At 54.1% G+C, this 3,153-nt stretch carries 4 protein-coding genes; all 4 read left to right on the plus strand.

Translation table 11 applies throughout. The features are described from left to right. Positions 1-267, plus strand: a 267-nt coding sequence (locus QNK41_RS18320) for a hypothetical protein (RefSeq protein ID WP_319259798.1), incomplete at its 5' end; no start/stop codon positions are given. A gap of 121 nt (positions 268-388) precedes the next feature. Then, positions 389-1,291: a LuxR C-terminal-related transcriptional regulator gene (locus QNK41_RS18325; protein ID WP_319259801.1), complete on the plus strand. Its 903-nt coding sequence runs from the start codon at positions 389-391 to the stop codon at positions 1,289-1,291. A 270-nt stretch (positions 1,292-1,561) separates the two neighbouring features. Continuing rightward, entirely contained in the window at positions 1,562-2,761 is a 1,200-nt protein-coding gene (locus QNK41_RS18330) for a class I SAM-dependent methyltransferase (protein WP_319259803.1), read from the plus strand. 132 nt (positions 2,762-2,893) lie between these two features. Next, positions 2,894-3,153, plus strand: a 260-nt coding sequence (locus QNK41_RS18335) for a pyridoxamine 5'-phosphate oxidase family protein (protein WP_319259805.1), incomplete at its 3' end; no start/stop codon positions are given.

The raw sequence follows: 3,153 nt of genomic DNA on the forward strand, positions 1-3,153 counted from the left end.
GTTCAGTTTGGCGGAGCATCCGGGCCCGTTCTCGATGCGTCGGCCGGTGATTTGCTCGTTATTCCGGCTGGCGTCGCTCATAAGAACATGGGCGCGAGTACTGATTTCATGGTGGTGGGAGCCTATCCCGAGGGCCAGCCGTGCGACATGAACAACGGCCGGCCCGGAGAGCGTCCCCGCACCGATGAAAATATCCACCGTACCGCGCTGCCGCCTGCTGATCCGATATTGGGCACCGGTGGACCGCTGATGCAATTGTGGAAATAGCGATCGCAGGGCTTGGGGATCGATGGTAGGTTAACACTATTGCGAAGGTCTACCCCATATGATAAATATATAAAAAGCGAGACAATGCACTCCTGACCATTTTTAACCAACGGTGCCAGCCATGCCCGACACAAACGGCCAATCAAAAAAAAATGAAGCGCCCTTGTGCTATTCCAGCGAAGAAGCCCGGACCGTGCTGGATTCCCTTTCCGCCCACATTGCCATCATGGATGAAACCGGCGTAATCCTGGATACCAATCGCGCCTGGCGTGACTTTGCGGTGAAGAGCGGCATGCCGGAGGACTACGACGCCATCGGAGACAACTATCTGGCCATCTGCGATGCAAGCGATGGAGAAGATAGTTCCGATGCCCGGACGGTTGCCGCCGGTATCCGCGAGGTGATCGACGGCGGTGTGGATGAATTTCTCTTTGATTATCCCTGCCACAGCGATGACGGCCCCCACTGGTACTACATGCGCGCCATCAGAATGTCCGGTGATGGCCCGCTGCGCGTAGTCGTCAGCCATGAAGAGATCACGGCTCTGAAGCTTTCCGAGGAGGCCCTGCGCAAAAGCGAGGAGCAACTGAAACAGCAGAAGGTTGAGCTGGAAGAATCCAACATCGCCTTGAAAGTACTGCTCAAGCAGCGAGAGGGGGACAAATCCGAATTAGAGCAGAAGGTGATCACCAATGTCAAAGAGATGGTGTTGCCCTACCTGGAAAAACTCAAACGGGTCAACCTAAAGCCCAAGGACAAGACGGTGGTCGACATCATCGACTCTCACCTGAACGATATCATCTCGCCAATGATGCAGAAGCTGGCCAACGCCAGCATCATCCTCACCCCCCAGGAGATCCAGGTGGCATCCCTGGTCAAGGACGGTAAAGCCAGCAAGGAGATTGCCGGGATTTTGAACGTGTCTGAAACCACCGTTCATTTTCATCGCAAGAACCTGCGCAGGAAATTCGGATTGAGCAACAGTCAGACCAACCTGAGAAGTTACCTGATTTCCATTTCCTGAATAAAGGCCGGCACCTCTGACGAGAGTCTGGAGAGTTAAACCCTCGCGCGGCAACCCTGACCGCTTAACGACAGACCCGGGACACGGGATTGTGGCCCCTGAACCGTCAAAACCAGGAATCGACCAACCACAAACAACAAACCAGAGACCCTATTGGCAGTTATTGCCTCCCACTCACCTGCTAACCGATTCACATGGTTCCCGCACAGGTTTATGGTTAATTTTAAAGACTGAAAGCAAGAATTAATCTCAACCTTCGTGGAGGGAACCATGGACGTAATCGATATGGATAGTGTGGCCGATATCGTATTCCAGCTTAAGTGGAGCAGCCAACACGCCGCTCACAATGAGTGCTATGCCGCGCGGGGTGTCAATCTCTGGCGGGACTGGCTTCCGAACAACGTCAGGCGGTCATTGATCGGCAAGCGGTCATGGGAATATGCCGCCGTCGGCTTTTCACCGGGAGAGCTTTTCGGAAGCGATGGCGGTCATCTGAAAATTACCCGCAAGCAATTTTCCAGGGATCCAAAAGCGGGTCGGTTTTATCCCAAAGGCAGCCTGAACGACCTTCCCGGCGTATTTCCTCAGAACATGCAGCCAATCCGCTGTGTGGAGATCAACAATGGCAACATGGAGGTGGATATCGCCCACCCCCTGTCCCTTCATCCGCTCTCTCTTTCCATGACGGTGGGGCAGGTTTCAGCCAAAGAGAGTGAGCGTGGCGGCAGCAGCGTGGACTGGGTCGGCCTGCTCACCGAAGGCCCGGGCATGCAGGCTCGCTGGCAGGGCACGCCTACGGATTTTTTCAGTAACAACCCCTTTGTTCGCCGGGATGAGCGGACCGATGACCGCTTTTATGACAAGCCCCGACTGGTGCATCATCTCGACGAAACCGCTCGGGACATGGTGGCAGACCTTTACAAACGATTCGTCAAGGATGGTGTGCATGTACTGGACCTCATGAGCAGCTGGGGTTCTCATTTACCCAAAGGGGTAAACCCGGGCCGGGTCAGCGGTTTAGGCATGAACCGCACCGAACTGGAGCACAACCCTCGCCTGACCGACATCCAGGTTCACGACCTGAACGCCGCCCCGGTGCTGCCTTACGAGAATGAATCATTCGATGTTGCCATCTGCAGTGTTTCTGTGGAATACTTGACGCAGCCTCTGGAAGTGTTCGCCGACGTGGGCCGTGTGCTCAAGCCCGGCGGAACCTTTGTGGTCACTTTCTCCAACCGTTGGTTTCCGCCCAAAGTCGTTCGCATCTGGGAGCAGATCCACGAATTCGAGCGAGTGGGGCTGGTCATGGAGTACTTTCTGAGAAGTGATACCTTCAACAATCTGGGCACCCATTCCATGCGCGGGCTGCCCCGCCCGCGAAACGATAAATACGCCAGTGAACTTGCCCAGTCGGATCCGGTATACGCGGTATGGGGAACAAAAAGAGCTTTAAAGGCTGAAAACTGTTAGGGCGGAAGGAGTGCTTTCGTTTTGCTTTGAGTTTTCAACTATGAGCTTCTTTGATATAAAACTAAAAAATCCAAAATACCCCAAAGGGTATGTCGCTATTACAGTTACAAACCAAAATCACAGGAGTAATCAATGAATCATAAAACCTATTTTGAAGAAACCAAGGGTATGGGTGTCCTGTCGACTGCAGATGGTGAAGGCCGAGTCAATGCAGCCGTGTATGCTCGGCCACACGTGATGGATGACGGCTCACTGGCGTTTGTCATGCGAGACCGTTTGTCCCACAACAACCTCCAGTCCAACCCCCGGGCCGCCTACCTGTTCAGAGAAGAAGGCCCTGGCTACAAAGGCATTCGTCTGCACTTGACCAAAACCCACGAAGAGAGCGGTAC

It is taken from the genome of Desulfosarcina sp., assembly GCF_033791525.1.
Lineage (GTDB): Bacteria > Desulfobacterota > Desulfobacteria > Desulfobacterales > Desulfosarcinaceae > Desulfosarcina.